At 52.0% G+C, this 15,750-nt stretch carries 16 protein-coding genes; 9 read left to right on the top strand and 7 right to left on the bottom strand.

The window, feature by feature from the left end:
* Nucleotides 1-220: 220 nt before the first annotated feature.
* On the top strand, nucleotides 221-982 hold the full coding sequence (locus tag OGY15_RS07425) for a nucleoside-specific channel-forming Tsx family protein (protein ID WP_151224063.1): 762 nt from the start codon (nucleotides 221-223) through the stop codon (nucleotides 980-982).
* Nucleotides 983-1,007: 25 nt separating this feature from the next.
* Here OGY15_RS07425 and OGY15_RS07420 read toward each other — a convergent pair whose 3' ends face one another.
* The gene (locus tag OGY15_RS07420) at nucleotides 1,008-1,934 is read right to left on the bottom strand and encodes a LysR family transcriptional regulator (RefSeq protein ID WP_151217589.1); all 927 of its coding nucleotides are present in this window, start codon (nucleotides 1,932-1,934) and stop codon (nucleotides 1,008-1,010) included.
* A gap of 89 nt (nucleotides 1,935-2,023) precedes the next feature.
* On the opposite strand from OGY15_RS07420, the gene OGY15_RS07415 reads away from it, so the two are divergent.
* A complete protein-coding gene (locus tag OGY15_RS07415; protein ID WP_187253519.1) occupies nucleotides 2,024-3,022 on the top strand; it encodes a bile acid:sodium symporter family protein in 999 nt (332 codons plus the stop codon).
* On the opposite strand, the gene OGY15_RS07410 is transcribed toward OGY15_RS07415, so the two are convergent.
* The 3 genes from OGY15_RS07410 to zipA form a co-directional block, all read right to left on the bottom strand.
* Nucleotides 3,019-3,237, bottom strand: a complete 219-nt coding sequence (locus OGY15_RS07410) for a DUF3820 family protein (protein ID WP_003038102.1) — start codon at nucleotides 3,235-3,237, stop codon at nucleotides 3,019-3,021. The two genes, OGY15_RS07415 and OGY15_RS07410, sit on opposite strands and share 4 nt — an antisense overlap.
* A gap of 1 nt (nucleotide 3,238) precedes the next feature.
* The gene (gene ligA, locus OGY15_RS07405; protein ID WP_286538887.1) at nucleotides 3,239-5,254 is read right to left on the bottom strand and encodes an NAD-dependent DNA ligase LigA; all 2,016 of its coding nucleotides are present in this window, start codon (nucleotides 5,252-5,254) and stop codon (nucleotides 3,239-3,241) included.
* Nucleotides 5,255-5,325: 71 nt separating this feature from the next.
* Nucleotides 5,326-6,324: a cell division protein ZipA gene (zipA, locus tag OGY15_RS07400; RefSeq protein WP_151217595.1), complete on the bottom strand. Its 999-nt coding sequence runs from the start codon at nucleotides 6,322-6,324 to the stop codon at nucleotides 5,326-5,328.
* Between the two features lie 230 nt (nucleotides 6,325-6,554).
* Here zipA and cysZ point away from each other — a divergent pair, with 230 nt between their 5' ends.
* The 5 genes from cysZ to crr all read left to right on the top strand — a co-directional run bounded on the left by cysZ (nucleotide 6,555) and on the right by crr (nucleotide 11,415).
* Complete coding sequence (gene cysZ, locus OGY15_RS07395) at nucleotides 6,555-7,316, top strand: sulfate transporter CysZ (RefSeq protein WP_187253521.1); 762 nt, start codon at nucleotides 6,555-6,557, stop codon at nucleotides 7,314-7,316.
* A 163-nt stretch (nucleotides 7,317-7,479) separates the two neighbouring features.
* Nucleotides 7,480-8,451, top strand: a complete 972-nt coding sequence (gene cysK / locus OGY15_RS07390; RefSeq protein ID WP_151217599.1) for a cysteine synthase A — start codon at nucleotides 7,480-7,482, stop codon at nucleotides 8,449-8,451.
* Nucleotides 8,452-8,834: 383 nt separating this feature from the next.
* Nucleotides 8,835-9,092 carry a phosphocarrier protein Hpr gene (gene ptsH / locus OGY15_RS07385; RefSeq protein WP_003038086.1) on the top strand — a complete coding sequence of 86 codons (258 nt, stop codon included), beginning with the start codon at nucleotides 8,835-8,837 and terminating at the stop codon, nucleotides 9,090-9,092.
* Between the two features lie 45 nt (nucleotides 9,093-9,137).
* Complete coding sequence (gene ptsI / locus OGY15_RS07380) at nucleotides 9,138-10,865, top strand: phosphoenolpyruvate-protein phosphotransferase PtsI (RefSeq protein ID WP_003038080.1); 1,728 nt, start codon at nucleotides 9,138-9,140, stop codon at nucleotides 10,863-10,865.
* A 40-nt stretch (nucleotides 10,866-10,905) separates the two neighbouring features.
* The gene (gene crr / locus OGY15_RS07375) at nucleotides 10,906-11,415 is read left to right on the top strand and encodes a PTS glucose transporter subunit IIA (protein WP_000522253.1); all 510 of its coding nucleotides are present in this window, start codon (nucleotides 10,906-10,908) and stop codon (nucleotides 11,413-11,415) included.
* Nucleotides 11,416-11,476: 61 nt separating this feature from the next.
* Here crr and OGY15_RS07370 read toward each other — a convergent pair whose 3' ends face one another.
* Entirely contained in the window at nucleotides 11,477-11,716 is a 240-nt protein-coding gene (locus OGY15_RS07370) for a cytoplasmic protein (RefSeq protein WP_151217601.1), read from the bottom strand.
* On the bottom strand, nucleotides 11,713-12,579 hold the full coding sequence (gene pdxK, locus OGY15_RS07365) for a pyridoxine/pyridoxal/pyridoxamine kinase (RefSeq protein WP_210904500.1): 867 nt from the start codon (nucleotides 12,577-12,579) through the stop codon (nucleotides 11,713-11,715). Before pdxK ends, OGY15_RS07370 begins: the two co-directional genes overlap by 4 nt.
* An 82-nt stretch (nucleotides 12,580-12,661) precedes the next feature.
* Between pdxK and ptsJ the strand changes: the two genes are divergently transcribed.
* Nucleotides 12,662-13,954, top strand: coding sequence for a MocR-like B6 salvage transcription factor PtsJ (gene ptsJ, locus OGY15_RS07360; RefSeq protein WP_286538886.1), 1,293 nt, complete (start codon nucleotides 12,662-12,664; stop codon nucleotides 13,952-13,954).
* A gap of 13 nt (nucleotides 13,955-13,967) precedes the next feature.
* Nucleotides 13,968-14,702, top strand: coding sequence for a type 1 glutamine amidotransferase (locus OGY15_RS07355; RefSeq protein WP_187253524.1), 735 nt, complete (start codon nucleotides 13,968-13,970; stop codon nucleotides 14,700-14,702).
* Between the two features lie 72 nt (nucleotides 14,703-14,774).
* On the opposite strand, the gene cysM is transcribed toward OGY15_RS07355, so the two are convergent.
* A complete protein-coding gene (gene cysM / locus OGY15_RS07350) occupies nucleotides 14,775-15,686 on the bottom strand; it encodes a cysteine synthase CysM (protein WP_151217608.1) in 912 nt (303 codons plus the stop codon).
* Between the last annotated feature and the right edge of the window lie 64 nt (nucleotides 15,687-15,750).

Genomic DNA, 15,750 nt, shown 5'->3' with positions numbered 1-15,750 from the left:
CCTTTTTATAACGACCTTCGACCTGTGCTGACCAATACACTTTTCACGTGCTATCAATAGTCATTTGATATCGATGGATTTAGATCGCTTCTGTATTAATAAAGAGGCAAAACAGTATTGGTAGTTATCTACTCTTTATCTTAACAATATGCTGTTTATATTTTTATAAATCACTTTTTTAATTAACCTGTTAATAACTATTGGCATAGGGAAATATGCTATGAAAAAATTCTTTACTCTGACACTCTCATCTTTACTCATTATTCCCGCACTATCCCATGCGGAATATAAAAGTGGATTTGCCGATATCGGCCTGCATTATCTCGACTGGACATCAGAGACTACAGAAAAAACCAGTAAAAAATCACACAAAGATGACTTTGGGTATCTGGAGCTTGAAGGCGGAGCGAACTTTAGCTGGGGAGAAATGTACGGCTTCTTCGATTGGGAGAATTTCTACAATGGCCGTCACGCTAAACCCGGCAGCGAACAGCGTTACACTTTCAAAAATACCAACCGTATCTATCTTGGTGATACAGGGTTAAACCTCTATCTCCATGCTTACGGAACTTATGGTTCGCCGAATCGTGCTAACTTCCATGATGATATGTTTCTCTATGGGTTAGGTTATAATTTCACAGGCAATGGGTATTGGTTTAAGCCCTTCTTTGCCAAACGTTATACCGATCAGACATATTATACTGGGGATAATGGTTATGTAATAGGCTGGGTGGCCGGATATAGCTTCTCGCTCGGCAGCGAGAAATTCAGCGTAACGAACTGGAACGAATACGAATTTGACCGCAATGAAACCTACGCGGCAGGTAATGGCGGTAAGGACGGAATCAACGGCGCAGTCGCTTTCTGGTGGAATGCGACGCCGCATCTTACCGCAGGTATTCAGTATCGTTACGCAGATAATAAACTGGGAGAATCATTCCTGCAGGATGGTATTATTTATTCTCTTAAATACTTGTTCTAACACATTAACCCAGTCGGACAGATAATTAAATCTGATACAGCGGATCGCGGGCACGACCGGCGGTTAATGCACTGGCCTGCATACGCACCACATCCCACAGCGCCTGAGCCGCGGTTGATAAAGAGCGGTTTTTACGTCGAGCCAGCATCAGCTGCCGTTCAACAACCGGCGTCAGGCGCTTAACCTGCAGATGACTCCCCTGCGGTAAGGGGAGCGCCAGCGCGGGCAGCACGCTGATGCCAATCCCCGCTTCAACCATTGGGAACAGCGTGGCGGGATGACCAATCTCCTGAACAATATTGGCATCAATGGAGAAATGGGCCAGCGCCGCATCGATCAGCGGTCGACTGCCGGAAGCGTAATCCTGTAACACCAGACGTTCGTGGTACAAATCCTGCCAGTTTACCCACTCACGTTGGGCCAACGGATGATCCTGGCGACACAGCAGCAGGAACGGTTCGGACAGTACGGCTTCACATTGCAGATCGGTCACTGCCCCGGGATCAATCACAATACCAAAATCTACTTCTCCCTGGCGAATACTCTCCAGTACCCACTGCTGTGGCCGGTCATGCAGCACAAAATCGATTGCCGGATAAAGCTGATTGCTCTGGGCAATACACTGCGGAATAAGGTGAGCAGAGATTGTCTGGCTGGCGGCAACCCGTACTGTACCGGTTAACTGCGTTCCCACCTGACCGGCTTCGCGCAGCGTGCTGTGCAGCTCATCCAGAATACGTTCCAGCCGCGTCGCCAGCTGGTGTCCGGCTTCCGTCAGCACCACTTCCCGCGTCGTTCTGTCCAATAAGCGCACCCCCGTCTGAGCTTCAAGCTCTTTAACGCTATGGCTGACCGCCGACTGGCTTAAGCCAATAATATCCCCCGCCCGGCTAAAACTTTTGGCCTGGGCAACGGTGACAAAGATACGCAACTGACGCAGAGAGTAATTCATCTATTCGATTCATATATGGATGCAATAAATCAATTTTATTTCTCAAACGGAAAAACGCAAAATGTTGCTACCGAATTTCAGGAGTCTTTATGAAACTTTTTCGTATTCTTGATCCGTTCACGATAACGCTGATTACCGTCGTTTTGCTGGCGTCGTTTTTCCCGGCCGAAGGTGGCTTTGTGCCTTTCTTTGAAGGCTTGACCACCGCCGCCATTGCCCTGCTGTTTTTTATGCACGGGGCCAAGCTCTCTCGTGAGGCAATTATTGCCGGCGGTAGCCACTGGCGCTTGCATCTGTGGGTAATGTGCAGCACGTTTGTTGTTTTCCCGGTGCTGGGCGTTCTGTTCGCCTGGTGGGCCCCCGTCAACGTTGATCCGATGCTTTACACCGGATTCCTGTATCTGTGTATTTTGCCAGCCACGGTGCAATCGGCTATCGCCTTTACCTCAATGGCAGGTGGTAACGTTGCCGCCGCCGTGTGTTCAGCTTCGGCCTCCAGCTTACTGGGTATTTTTCTTTCGCCACTGCTGGTAGGCCTGGTCATGAATATGCATGGCGCAGAAGGCAGCCTGGAACAGGTAGGGAAAATCATGCTGCAGCTGCTGCTGCCGTTCGTGCTGGGTCATCTCTCGCGACCGTGGATTGGCAACTGGGTGTCACAGCATAAAAAATGGATTGCAAAAACGGATCAATCTTCCATTTTACTGGTGGTTTACTCCGCCTTCAGTGAAGCCGTGGTTAATGGGATCTGGCACAAAGTAGGGGTGGGATCACTGCTGTTTATCGTGGTTGTCAGCATCATATTGCTGGCCATCGTGATTGCTATTAACGTCTTTGTTGCGCGCAAATGCGGTTTCAGCAAAGCCGATGAAATCACGATTGTATTCTGTGGATCGAAGAAAAGTCTGGCGAATGGGATCCCCATGGCAAACATCCTGTTCCCGACGTCGGTGATCGGTATGATGGTATTGCCATTGATGATTTTCCACCAAATTCAGCTGATGGTGTGCGCCGTGCTGGCGCGTCGCTACAAACAACAGACGGACGCGCTGCAGGCGCAGCAGAAGAGCCGCGCCGCGAAGGCCTAAAGTGGGCGTTTCAGGGGCTGAACCAGCTGCGTCAGCCCCTCAGTTTTAATCAGCAGCGTGATTTGCATCAGCTCCCCAAGTTTGCCCGGCGGAAATTCATCCTTGCGGGCAAACCACAGCAGATACTCTTCCGGGACATCAATCAGCCGACGCCCTTTATATTTGCCAAAGGGCATGACGGTATTGGCGATCTCTACCAGCTGCTCTTTTTCCATCTCAAGCACCCAGCAAGCGGATCATTTCAGCTTCGTCGATCACTGCAATGCCCAACTCCTGCGCTTTTGCCAGCTTCGAACCCGCCGCTTCCCCAGCTATCACCAGATCGGTTTTCTTCGACACGCTCCCCGCCACTTTTGCGCCCAGCTCGGTGAGTCGAGCTTTGGCATCATCGCGCGACATAAGGCTCAGGCTCCCGGTCAGCACAATCGTTTTGCCGGCAAACGGGCTGTCGATTTCTTCAGCGTTGATAACCACCGGCGCAGGCCAGTGGATCCCTTGCGCCAGAAGTTGCACTATCACCTCACGGTTGCTTTCTTCGGCGAAGAAATTAAACACGTGCGTCGCTACCACGATGCCGACATCCGGCACTTTTTGCAGCTCTTCAATAGAGGCCGCTTCCAACGCCTCAAGCGTGCCGAAATATGCCGCCAGACCTGCAGCTGTAGCTTCGCCGACTTCACGAATACCCAGCGCATAGAGGAAACGAGCAAATGTGGTCTCTTTCGCTTTTTCCAGCGCATTCACTACGTTTTGCGCCGACTTCGGCCCCATTCGATCAAGACCGGTCAGCTTACCGGCGGTCAACGTGAAGAGATCCGCAGGCGTGTGGACATACTCTTTCTCGACCAGTTGATCGATAATTTTGTCGCCCATGCCGTCAACGTCCAACGCCCGGCGAGAAACGAAGTGTTTCAACGATTCCTTACGCTGCGCCCCGCAGATTAAACCTCCGGTACAACGAGTAACTGCTTCGCCTTCCACCCGTTCAACATCAGAGTGACAAACCGGACAATGGGTTGGAAACTCGATTTCGCGCGTATCTTCCGGACGCTCGGAAAGTACGACATTCACCACCTGCGGGATGACATCGCCCGCACGGCGAATAACGACTTTGTCGCCAATACGCAAACCCAGCCGTTCTATTTCGTCAGCGTTATGCAACGTTGCGTTACTGACCAGCACCCCGGCCACCTGCACTGGCTCAAGGCGGGCAACGGGCGTAATTGCCCCTGTACGTCCAACCTGAAACTCAACATCGCGGACAAAGGTCATCTGCTCCTGAGCCGGGAACTTAAAGGCCACCGCCCAGCGCGGCGCGCGGGCAACAAAACCCAGTTGTTCCTGCAAGGCCATGGAGTTGACTTTGATCACCACGCCGTCAATATCGAATCCCAGCGTCGGTCGGTCTTCTTCAACCTTATGATAGTAAGCAAGTACTTCCTCCGGAGAGTCGCAAAGCGCCACTCTGTCGCTCACCGGCAGTCCCCACGCTTTAAATTGCAGCAGACGACCCAGATGGGTATCAGGCAGCTCACCGCCTTCCAGTACGCCAACGCCATAGCAGAAGAAAGTAAGCGGTCGCTTCGCTGTAATACGTGGATCGAGCTGACGCAATGACCCAGCCGCCGCGTTACGTGGGTTAGCAAACACTTTGTTACCAGTGCGGCGGGCTTCGTCGTTAATTTTTTCAAATCCGGCCTGCGGCAGGAACACCTCACCGCGCACTTCCAGACGTGTCGGAATGTTATCGCCGTGCAGTTTTAACGGGATCGCGCGGATGGTACGCACGTTTGAGGTGATGTCTTCCCCGATGGTGCCATCGCCGCGCGTTGCGGCGCTAACCAGTACGCCGTTTTCGTAGAGAATACTCACCGCCAGCCCGTCAAGCTTCAGCTCACAGCACCAGGTCAGCTTATCCGTACGCTTTAGCCGATCCTGTACGCGCTTGTTAAAGGCGAGAAAACTCTCTTCATCAAATACGTTATCCAGCGACAGCATGGGCACTTCATGGCGAATCTGGCTGAACGCCGTTAACGGAGCGGCACCAACGCGTTGTGTTGGCGAGTCGGGTGTAATAAGGTCCGGATGCTGCGCTTCCAGCTCGCGGAGTTCGCGCAGCAGACGATCGTATTCCGCATCGGGAATTTCCGGCGCGTCCATCACATGGTAGAGATACTCATGATGGCGAAGCGTGGTTCGCAGTTCAGTCAGTTGTTGTTCGATTGATTCCATATCGCACCATCAATGATAAAAAACCCCCGACAGGCGGGGGTTTAGCAAGGAGATGTCACGCCAGAGGAAAATCAGGCGCGAGATTCTTTAACTTCGCGGATGCGGTCCTGATACTCGCGCAGTTTCTGCGGCGTCATCATGCGACGTTGATCGTCGAGCACCACACCGCCAACTTCATCGGCAATGTGCTGTGCTGACTGCAGCATCAGCTTAAAGTTTTGCAGCTCGTCCCCATAGGACGGAACCTGCATAAAAATAGTTACGCCAGGAGTACTGAAGTCGCCTGTCATTTCGGGGTCAAATGTCCCCGGGTTAACCATATTAGCAAGGCTAAACAGCGACGGACCGCTGCCATCCGGACTCAAATGACGATGAAAAATATTCATATCGCCAAATTTAAAACCGGCCTGCTGAATGCTATTGAGCAGCACTTCTCCGTTGAGTTCGCTGCCATGATGAGCCGCAACGTTCATAATGATGACCGTCTCTTTAGGCTGCGGTTTTTCAGCAACAGGCGCTTCTTCAACGACCGGCTCAGGCTGCGGCTGATGTTCAACGACAGGCTCTGCTGGCTGGAAGGTCTGCGGCGCTGGCTGCACGGACTGCTGGACCTGAGGCGCAACGGGCTGATGCTGCATCGGCTGCTGGACAGGTTGCTGCGGAACAGGCTGATGTTGCACCGGCTGCTGCGGTTGCACAGGCTGCGGCTGTTGAACATGCGGCGGCGGTACCGGCGCTTGCGCAGGCTGCTGCGCGGGTTGACGCGGCTGAGCAGACGCATAAGGCGGCTGGTACTGGTGTTGCGGCGACTGAGGAGGAACACCATGTTCCTGCGCATTACCGGGAGCATGATTCACACGATGAACGCGAACTTCGCCCACGCCTTCGTCTTCCTCGACGTTGTCGTCGAACGAATCCTCGTCTTCACGTTTAGACTTCATGCGTTTCAGTGGGCGATCGCGGAATATAGAAGACCGCTCTTTACGGCTAGTCCAAAAACCATGTACCAGTAAAGCGATTATGGCGATCGCGCCAACAATGATTAATATCAGACGCAAATCCTGCATCATTATATTCTCTGTTGTTCTAACACCTTGCCACCACGGCAAACATTTACTCACTAAGAGTATTTGTCGATTACGCCAAGTGCAAGTGTACTCTTGGCTTTCACAGCATAAAGATGAACAAAATTGTGCTTTTTGCTGTTTTTTCGAACATTTCCGAACAGCTTAACGCTCAACAACCCGGTAAGATACGCAAAGTTTACCAGAGCTTTTATAACAAGGAGTATGTCCTGACCATGGTTTCATCATCTGCAGTTGTACCTCGCAGCGGCCTTTATTACTTTTCCCAGGGATGGAAGCTCATCACCCAACCGGGTATTCGTCGTTTTGTTATTCTGCCTTTACTGGTGAATATCCTGCTGATGGGCGGCGCATTCTGGTGGTTATTTACTCAACTCGGTAGCTGGATCCCCGCGCTGATGAGCCACGTCCCTGACTGGCTACAGTGGCTCAGCTATTTACTGTGGCCGATTGTAACCCTCTCCGTACTGTTGGTGTTCGGTTACCTGTTCTCCACCCTTGCCAACTGGATTGCTGCGCCGTTTAACGGCCTGCTGGCGGAACAGCTGGAAGCGCGCTTGACGGGCGCAACGCCTCCCGATACAGGCGTTCTCGGCATCATGAAAGACCTTCCGCGCATTATGAAACGTGAATGGCAAAAGCTGGCATGGTATCTCCCGCGCGCTTTCGTGTTGCTGATCCTCTATTTTATTCCGGGCATTGGGCAGACCGTCGCTCCGGTACTGTGGTTCCTGTTCAGCGCATGGATGCTGGCTATTCAATACTGCGATTATCCATTTGATAACCACAAAGTTCCTTTTAAGGAAATGCGCGTCGCGCTGCGCACGCGTAAGGTGACCAATATGCAGTTTGGTGCGTTGACCAGCCTGTTCACCATGATTCCGGTACTCAATCTGTTCATCATGCCGGTGGCAGTTTGTGGTGCCACGGCGATGTGGGTAGACTGCTATCGTGATAAGCATGCGTTATGGAAGTAATGCAAAAATGTGTAAAAGCGGGCTGGCTTATGCCCGCTCTTATTCCATACTGCAAAGCATTATTTCTCATCAGCATATAGATATGCGAATTCCTTACTTCCCCATACATTCTCAACAGGTATGCTGAAGCGGTATCCCAATTTCATACAGTTAAGGACAGGCCATGAGTAAGATTTTTGAAGATAACTCGCTGACTATCGGTCATACGCCGCTGGTTCGACTGAACCGTATCGGTAACGGACGCATTCTGGCGAAGGTGGAATCACGTAACCCCAGCTTTAGCGTCAAATGCCGTATCGGTGCCAATATGATTTGGGATGCCGAAAAACGTGGTGTACTGAAACCTGGCGTTGAACTGGTAGAGCCAACCAGCGGCAACACAGGGATAGCACTGGCCTACGTTGCTGCCGCCCGTGGCTACAAACTGACCTTGACCATGCCGGAAACAATGAGCATTGAGCGCCGCAAGCTGTTGAAGGCTCTGGGTGCGAATCTGGTCCTGACTGAAGGCGCAAAAGGGATGAAGGGCGCAATCCAGAAAGCTGAAGAAATTGTCGCCAGCGATCCGGAAAAATTCCTGCTGCTGCAGCAGTTCAGCAACCCGGCGAACCCGGAAATCCACGAAAAAACCACCGGCCCGGAAATCTGGGAAGATACCGATGGTCAGGTTGATGTCTTTATTTCCGGTGTAGGTACCGGTGGTACGCTGACTGGCGTAAGCCGTTACATTAAAGGCACCAAAGGTAAAACGGATCTGATCACCGTCGCGGTAGAGCCGACCGACTCCCCGGTTATCGCCCAGGCGCTGGCGGGTGAGGAGCTGAAACCGGGTCCACATAAAATCCAGGGAATTGGCGCGGGCTTCATTCCAGGCAACCTCGATCTGAAGCTTATTGATAAAGTCGTCGCCATCACCAATGATGAGGCAATCTCTACTGCGCGTCGCCTGATGGAAGAAGAAGGTATTTTGGCGGGCATCTCTTCTGGTGCAGCCGTTGCTGCCGCGCTTAAGCTGCAGGAAGATGAAACCTTTACCAATAAGAATATAGTGGTTATTCTACCGTCATCGGGTGAGCGTTATCTGAGCACTGCACTGTTTGCCGATCTCTTCACAGAGAAAGAACTGCAACAGTAATGCCAGCATGTTAAAAACGCGTAAAAAAGCACCCTTTTGGGTGCTTTTTTGTGGTCTGCTTCAAAGTTTCAACTCGCCTGGCATTGATTCAACCCTCCAGAACTGGTATTTAACCAAGCTAATTATTTTGATGCGCGAAATTAATCGTTACAGGAAAAGCGCTAGCTGAATCGATTTTATGATTTGGTTCAACTCTTCCTTTCGCGGCATAATGTTTAATGACGAACGAAACGTCAGCGGCAAGAAGTTGCCAGCAACGGATTGCACCGAACTCCTTTTGTGTCGCGTCCAGTTTACGCCGATGCTAACAATACAGGCTAAAGTTGAACCGCCAGGCTAGACTTTAGTTCCACAACACTAAACCTATAAGTTGGGGAAATATAATGTTCCAGCAAGAAGTTACCATTACCGCTCCGAACGGTCTGCATACTCGCCCTGCTGCTCAGTTTGTTAAAGAAGCAAAAGGCTTTACTTCTGATATTACTGTGACTTCCAACGGCAAAAGCGCTAGCGCCAAAAGCCTGTTTAAACTGCAGACTCTGGGCCTGACTCAGGGTACCGTTGTTACCCTGTCCGCAGAAGGTGAAGACGAGCAGAAAGCAGTTGAGCATCTGGTTAAACTGATGGCTGAACTCGAGTAAGTTCAACGAGTTCTTTTAAATATCAGTCACAAGTAAGGTAGGGTTATGATTTCAGGCATTTTAGCATCCCCGGGTATCGCTTTCGGTAAAGCATTGCTGCTGAAAGAAGACGAGATCGTCATTGACCGGAAAAAAATTTCTGCCGACAAGGTTGATCAGGAAGTTGAACGTTTTCTGAGCGGTCGTGCCAAGGCATCTGCGCAACTGGAAGCGATCAAAACCAAAGCTGGTGAAACGTTCGGTGAAGAAAAAGAAGCCATCTTTGAAGGGCATATCATGCTGCTCGAAGATGAGGAGCTGGAGCAGGAAATCATAGCCCTGATTAAAGATAAGCACATGACGGCTGATGCAGCTGCGCATGAAGTTATCGAAGGACAGGCCACTGCCCTGGAAGAGCTGGATGATGAATACCTGAAAGAACGTGCGGCCGACGTACGTGACATCGGTAAACGCCTGCTGCGTAACATTCTGGGTCTGGCAATTATCGACCTCAGCGCTATTCAGGAAGAAGTCATCCTGGTAGCCGCAGACCTGACCCCGTCAGAAACCGCACAGCTGAACCTGAACAAGGTGCTGGGTTTCATTACTGACGCGGGTGGACGGACTTCCCATACCTCTATCATGGCGCGTTCTCTGGAACTGCCTGCCATCGTCGGTACGGGTAGCGTCACCTCTCAGGTTAAAAACGACGACTATCTGATTCTGGATGCCGTAAACAACCAGGTTTACGTCAATCCGACCAACGACGTTATTGAACAACTGCGCGCCGTTCAGGAGCAGGTTGCGACCGAGAAAGCGGAACTCGCTAAGCTGAAAGATCTCCCCGCTATCACGCTGGACGGACATCAGGTTGAAGTCTGCGCCAACATCGGTACCGTTCGTGACGTTGAAGGCGCTGAGCGTAATGGCGCCGAAGGTGTGGGTCTGTACCGCACCGAATTCCTGTTCATGGACCGTGAATCGCTGCCGACTGAAGAAGAACAGTTTGCTGCGTATAAAGCCGTAGCTGAAGCCTGTGGCTCTCAGGCGGTCATCGTCCGTACCATGGACATCGGCGGTGATAAAGAGCTGCCGTATATGAACTTCCCGAAAGAAGAGAACCCGTTCCTGGGCTGGCGTGCCGTACGTATCGCCATGGATCGTAAAGAGATCCTGCGTGACCAGGTTCGCGCTATCTTGCGCGCCTCTGCTTTCGGCAAACTGCGCATCATGTTCCCTATGATCATCTCTGTTGAAGAAGTGCGCGCACTGCGCAAAGAGATCGAAATCTACAAACAGGAACTGCGCGACGAAGGTAAAGCATTTGACGAAAGCATTGAGATTGGCGTGATGGTGGAAACACCGGCTGCGGCAACAATTGCACGTCATTTAGCCAAAGAAGTTGATTTCTTTAGTATCGGCACCAATGATTTAACGCAGTACACCCTGGCAGTTGACCGTGGTAATGATATGATTTCACACCTTTACCAACCGATGTCGCCATCTGTGCTGACGCTGATCAAGCAAGTTATTGATGCTTCTCATGCTGAAGGCAAATGGACTGGCATGTGTGGTGAGCTTGCAGGCGACGAACGTGCTACACTTCTGTTGCTGGGGATGGGTCTGGACGAATTCTCTATGAGCGCCATTTCTATCCCGCGCATTAAGAAGATTATCCGTAACACGAACTTCGAAGATGCGAAGGTGTTAGCAGAGCAGGCTCTTGCTCAACCGACAACGGACGAGTTAATGACGCTGGTTAACAAGTTCATTGAAGAAAAAACAATCTGCTAATCCACGAGATGCGGCCCAATTTACTGCTTAGGAGAAGATCATGGGTTTGTTCGATAAACTGAAATCTCTGGTTTCTGATGATAAGAAAGACACCGGAACTATTGAGATTGTTGCTCCGCTCTCTGGCGAGATCGTCAACATCGAAGACGTGCCGGATGTAGTTTTTGCTGAAAAAATCGTTGGTGATGGCATTGCTATCAAACCAACCGGTAACAAAATGGTTGCCCCTGTAGACGGCACCATCGGCAAAATCTTTGAAACCAACCACGCTTTCTCTATCGAATCCGACAGCGGCATTGAGCTGTTTGTTCACTTCGGTATTGATACCGTTGAACTGAAAGGCGAAGGCTTTAAGCGTATCGCTGAAGAAGGTCAGCGCGTGAAAGTGGGCGACCCGGTTATTGAATTCGATCTGCCGCTGCTGGAAGAAAAAGCCAAGTCGACCCTGACTCCGGTTGTTATCTCCAACATGGACGAAATCAAAGAACTGATCAAACTGTCCGGTAGCGTGACCGTGGGTGAAACCCCGGTTATCCGCATCAAGAAATAATTCTTGCCGCAGAGAAGAATGGCGCCGATTGGCGCCATTTTTTTATACACCTCATCCGCCATTAAATGTGTGTGGTCATCGGTCGATAATACGCCTCACGCATCAGGATTTTCATGCCCTCCGGCCCGCTCTCCAGCATCCGTCGTTCCGAATCCGCCACTAACAGCTCACAGTCGTAACCACCCGCAATACCGAACATAGCCCGCGCCACGCAGATATCTTCCAGCGCCGTTATCCCGCTGGTATCAAAATGTCCAACCATACGCCCATTCTGGCGAACCACCAGCCGGTAACTCTTCATCGCGCCTCCCCTGACGGTGGCAAAATTAACTCATCACAACCGCACTGGTGCGTCCACGTCATCACGTCCAGCACACGCTGTGCAGCATCGTGCGTCGCAGTTGTCAGCCTTTTACCCAATACAATACCGCTCACCAGTTCAGCACAAAACAGATCGCCAGTCCCCTTCAGATCTGTTTTCACCCGCGGATGTGCGAGCACCTCAACCGTTTCAGCCGTTACCACCGCAACGTTGATAATCTCTTCGGTATTCCCCGGCGCACTGGTAATCACCACCCATTTCAGCGTTTCGGTAAGCAGAGATTGCGCCGCCGTTATGGCTTCATCAAGCGTACTACATGGTTTTCCACTCAGTATTTGCAGCTCAAACACATTCGGCGTCAACCCCTGAGCCAGCGGCAGCAGGTGCTGACGGTAGGCCTGCGGAATTTCGGCTTTTACGTACATGCCGCTGTCCGTATCGCCCATCACCGGGTCGACCAATACGCACAGTCCTGGATGCGTAATCTGTAACGTTTTCAGCCACTTTGCTAACAGAGCGATTTGCTCTGCGCTACCCATATAGCCCGTGGTCACCGCCTTCAGCTCGCGTAAGGCATCGCGCTCATTTAAGGCGCGGAGATACCCGCTAAACCAGTCGGTCGGAATAATACCGCCGTAAAAGGTTTCATAATGCGGGGTATTGCTGAACAGCACCGTTGGGACTGCCGTCACGCGTAATCCCTGCGCTTTAATGGCCGGAACGGCGATGCTGTTGCCTACGCTGCCATACACCACCTGTGACTGGACGGCGACGATATCGGTCTGAAGCGCCCGATGCTTGTCGTCGAAGAGCACTGACTGAATATCACTCCCCTGCTCCATAAATCTCTCCTCTCGCTGGACAGCGGGCTTACGCCTCACTATTATCGTCATATGCTAAAATTCATTTTGTCATAGGTCAATAATGATCGACGGAAAAACCGCTAACGAAATTTTTGACAGTATTCGTCAACATGTCGCTACAGGCACGTTGGCAGCAGGAGAAACATTGCCGCCAGTGCGTGAACTGGCAACAGCATTGAACGTTAACCGTAATACTGTCGCGGCGGCTTATAAACGCCTTGTCGCCTCCGGACTGGCGCAGAGCCTTGGACGCAATGGCACGGTGATCAAAGAAATTTCTACCCCCGTTGCGCTGGAAGGTGGCAATCCGGATACCGCGCTTGTCGATCTTTCCGGCAGTAATCCAGCGCCTTCGCGTCTTCCAGACCTTAGCCGTTATTTCGTGAAAATAAATAAGAATCCGCGTTTATACGGCGATGCCGCCGTATCCCCCGATCTTAAGGCGTGGGCCACGCAATGGATGCAGGAAGCAGTCCCAGGCAAGGGAGAAATCGATATCACCAGCGGCGCTATTGACGCCATTGAACGTCTGCTGTGCGCACATTTACTGCCTGGTGATAGCGTTGTCGTAGAAGATCCATGCTTTTTGAGCAGCATTAACATGCTGCGTTATGCCGGATTCTCAGCAAACCCTGTCAACGTTGACCACGAAGGCATGCAACCAGACATGCTGGAAACTGCGCTACAGAAAGGCGCACGGGCGGTGATTCTGACGCCGCGCGCTCATAACCCGACGGGATGCAGCCTGAGCGCATCCCGCGCGGCGCAATTGCAGGAAATCCTGGCCCGTTATCCGCAGACGCTGGTAATCGTCGACGACCACTTTGCGCTGCTGTCCGCTTGCCGTTGGTATCCAGTGATTGCGAAAGAAACCACCCACTGGGCTGTTGTCCGTTCGATGTCTAAAACGTTAGGCCCGGATTTACGTCTGGCCATTGTGGCCAGCGATCCGCTCACTTCCGGGAAACTGCGTTTGAGGCTCAACTCCGGCAGTCAGTGGGTCAGCCATTTGCTTCAGGATTTAGTCTGCGCTTGTCTTAGTGACAAGGATTACCAGCATACGCTGGCACAAACCCAGCAATTTTACGCCGCCCAGCAGCAAAAGCTGACGGCCGCCCTACTGCAACATGGCATTGCGCTGCCGGTCGGGGATGGTCTCAATCTGTGGCTGCCGCTGGAAGATAACAGCCAGGCGACCGCTTTTGCGCTGGCAAAATCCGGTTGGCTGGTACGCGAAGGCGAAGTATTTGGCGTTAATACCCCTGCGCACGGCCTGCGCATTACGCTGTCAACATTATCAGACAGCGACATTGATAAGCTGGCGAGTGATATCCATCAGGCGCTAAAGCGCTAACAGGAGAGAAAAAGTGCGAGTTCATTTTGTTATTCATGAGTCCTTTGAATCTGCTGGCGCGTATCTGCCGTGGGCCGAATCACGCGGCTATACCATCACCTGGTCGCACGTTTACGCCGGAGAAAAGGTTCCCGCTAACGCCGATGGCTTCGATATGCTGGTGTTATTTGGCGGTCCGCAGTCACCCCGGACCACGCTTGCAGAGTGTCCATACTTTGACGCTCTGGCCGAGCAGCATCTGATCAACCAGGCGATTGCGGCACGTAAAATCGTGGTGGGGATCTGTTTGGGGTCGCAGTTAATCGGCGAAGCGCTGGGCGCGAAAGTATGCCAGAGCCCGGAAAAAGAGATTGGTCACTACCCGATCGCCCTGACCGAAGCAGGCCAACAGCATCCGTTGTTCAGCCATTTTGGTTCACCGCTTACCGTCGGTCACTGGCACAACGATATGCCGGGATTAACCGACCAGGCGACAATTCTCGCCACAAGCGTTGGCTGCCCGCGACAAATCGTACAATACGGTAATTTCGTCTATGGTTTTCAGTGTCATATGGAATTTACCGCCGAAGCGGTCGAAGGATTAATTCAGCACTCAGAGCAAGAGCTGGCCGAAGCCAAAGGGAAGCGTTTCATCCGCTCTGCTGAAGAGATGCGCGCATGGGATTACCAACAGATGAATGAAAAGCTGTGGCAATTACTTGATAAGCTTGTGGAAAAACGCAACGATGGATCATCTCAGGCTGGATAAAACACGCAACAGCTTATCCAGCCATCGTGCCAGGCGGTTGCCTGATGGCGCTACGCTTATCAGGCCTACCAGTTAAATCCCCAACCCCTGGTTGAAGTGCTCTTCACCAAACACGCCGGTCGAAAGATAGCGATCGCCGCGATCGCAGATGATCGCCACCACCACAGCTCCCGGCGTCGCACGCGCCACGCGTAGCGCACCGGCCACCGCGCCGCCAGAGCTGACACCGCAGAAAATGCCTTCGCGAACGGCCAGTTCACGCATGGTGTTTTCCGCATCGTTCTGATGAATATCCAGCACTTCATCCACCAGCGAGGCGTTAAAAATGCCCGGCATATACTCCGCTGGCCAGCGGCGGATTCCCGGAATACTGCTGCCCTCTTCCGGCTGCAGACCCACGATAGTAACCGGTTTTTCCTGCTCGCGCAGAAAACGCGACACACCGGTTATGGTGCCGGTGGTCCCCATGCTGGAGACGAAATGAGTGATACGTCCTGACGTCTGCTGCCAGATTTCGGGTCCGGTCGTGGTGTAATGCGCATACGGGTTATCAGGATTATTAAACTGATCGAGCAGTTTACCTTCGCCACGCTGCGCCATCTCAAGGGCTAAATCGCGCGCTCCTTCCATCCCCTGCTCTTTGGTCACCAGAACCAGTTCAGCGCCGTAGGCTCGCATCGCCGCACGGCGCTCCTGACTCATGTTGTCTGGCATCAGAAGCTTCATACGATAGCCTTTCAGCGCGGCGATCATCGCCAGCGCAATGCCGGTGTTGCCGCTGGTGGCCTCAATTAGCACGTCGCCAGGCTTAATTTCTCCACGCTTTTCCGCTTCGACGATCATCGACAACGCGGCGCGGTCTTTCACCGAACCCGCGGGATTATTGCCTTCCAGCTTGACCCAAATTTCACTACCGTTATCCGGCGTCAGACGTTGTAATTTCACCAGAGGCGTATTGCCAATTGTTTGTTCTAATGTGTTCACGTTTTAAGCTCGTAAAAAAGCCCGGGGGCGCAGCGCTTACCGGGCGATAAACATACTTTTTAAC

The organism is Citrobacter sp. Cu231, from assembly GCF_030332265.1.
Taxonomy (GTDB): Bacteria; Pseudomonadota; Gammaproteobacteria; order Enterobacterales; family Enterobacteriaceae; genus Citrobacter; species Citrobacter meridianamericanus.
The sequence above is the reverse complement of the archived record's forward strand: the minus strand, read 5'-3'. Positions and strand labels throughout refer to the sequence as shown.